Annotated in this window: 4 protein-coding genes; all 4 read right to left on the reverse strand. The window is 44.2% G+C overall.

From position 1 onward, the window contains the following. The coding region (locus CWM52_RS26585; protein WP_100686656.1) for a hypothetical protein at positions 1 to 191 on the reverse strand (191 nt) is incomplete at its 3' end. Beyond that, positions 188 to 364 carry a hypothetical protein gene (locus CWM52_RS26450; RefSeq protein WP_012967825.1) on the reverse strand — a complete coding sequence of 59 codons (177 nt, stop codon included), beginning with the start codon at positions 362 to 364 and terminating at the stop codon, positions 188 to 190. The genes CWM52_RS26585 and CWM52_RS26450, both read right to left, overlap by 4 nt. After that, entirely contained in the window at positions 345 to 698 is a 354-nt protein-coding gene (locus CWM52_RS25840) for a hypothetical protein (RefSeq protein WP_023322119.1), read from the reverse strand. The genes CWM52_RS26450 and CWM52_RS25840 overlap by 20 nt, the downstream gene beginning before the upstream one ends. After that, positions 691 to 1,212: a hypothetical protein gene (locus CWM52_RS25845; RefSeq protein ID WP_032453060.1), complete on the reverse strand. Its 522-nt coding sequence runs from the start codon at positions 1,210 to 1,212 to the stop codon at positions 691 to 693. Before CWM52_RS25845 ends, CWM52_RS25840 begins: the two co-directional genes overlap by 8 nt. Positions 1,213 to 1,375 lie beyond the last annotated feature (163 nt).

Raw genomic sequence — 1,375 nt, forward strand, 5'->3', positions numbered from 1 at the left:
ATCAGGTGAGCCAATGCCAGCAATCTCACGCGCTGCTCTGATAATCCGCCCAATTTGTAACGTCCCGCAAGTTCATAACCTACTCTGTCCAGCTTCTGTAGCATTGGGACAGGAATATTCAGGGCGAGATTTTGAGTTAACGGAATTGCATCCCCTTGAGACTTCAGAGGATTACACGGATAAAGCGTCATTCAAGCCTCCTGAGCATCTCACCGATTGCCAGTGTTAAACGCTGGTCTTCTGATACCACGCCTTGACCAATCTGTTCAGAAAGCTTTTCCAGCTTTGTGATAAGCGATGGATGCAGCGTCATCAGAAGATTACAACTTACTTTCTGACCATATTCATTGAAGAGTTGATTCATTTAGCCCTCCCATCGACTGAGCAACTTCAGCCGCTTCTGAGGCTGCTGTTATGGCTTTGTTTCGTTTTGTCTGTGCTTCGAGGATTCGTACAGTTGCATCACGCTGCAAGCGGGTGACCTTTGAAGAAGCCGCTTTCAGAATCCCGTCACAGAACGCTTTATGCTGGTTACTCATAGCGCTGGTGGCCTTAACGTAATCAGCGGGATTGATACCTATAGCTTCACAGAAAGGCTGTACAGCGTCGATGGCAGTCACTGTATGACGTTGCATTAACTGAGCCTGTAAAGTGGCAATCTGAGCCTTGTAAGCGGCTTCAGTGACTTTGTTAGTCATTACCCACCTCATCGGCTACAATCACAGACAGATAGGATTCAAACGGTTTGATTCCCGATAACGCCTCTTCAGCCTGTTTCACCAATACATTGTGAGCATGGATGGCATTATTTACCTTATTCGCTTTCTCAGTGATTCCGGAATCAACAAATTTCTCAGCAGCTTTCTTACATGCCTTTTCAATCTCAGCAAGCGGGTTATGTTTTGGTGACTGCTGTAAGGGTACAAATTTGATAAATCCAGCGCCCATCTCATACACAATATAATTCTCATTCATCATGTTCTGAATAATGGTCTGTACCATCGCTGGGTGTGTAACCTGTCGGATTCTGAATCCATAATCTTCGACTGGCTGAGACATTAGTTGCTTAGTCTTGATAGCAATAAGAGTATCTTTATTCAGGCTGTCTGCGTTGTAAATATCCTTTGCATCTTCGATATTTTCCAGTGCAGCTTTAATTTTGGGGATGAAATGTGATTCGATTTCAATTCGTTTCTGTGTAGGACTATTCATTATTAACGCTCTCGTGAAATTCAGATACAAAAATACACCACACAGGCCGTCTTTTACGTAACCCGTGTAGTGTCATCTGGAATGTGTAAGGGGGTTGGCTAACCTGTCCCGAGGAAGGGATGCCACAGGAAAGCCATTAATTTGTCAGGAAATCAATCCAATA

The sequence above is a fragment of the Raoultella sp. T31 genome, from assembly GCF_002806725.1.
GTDB lineage: Bacteria > Pseudomonadota > Gammaproteobacteria > Enterobacterales > Enterobacteriaceae > Klebsiella > Klebsiella electrica.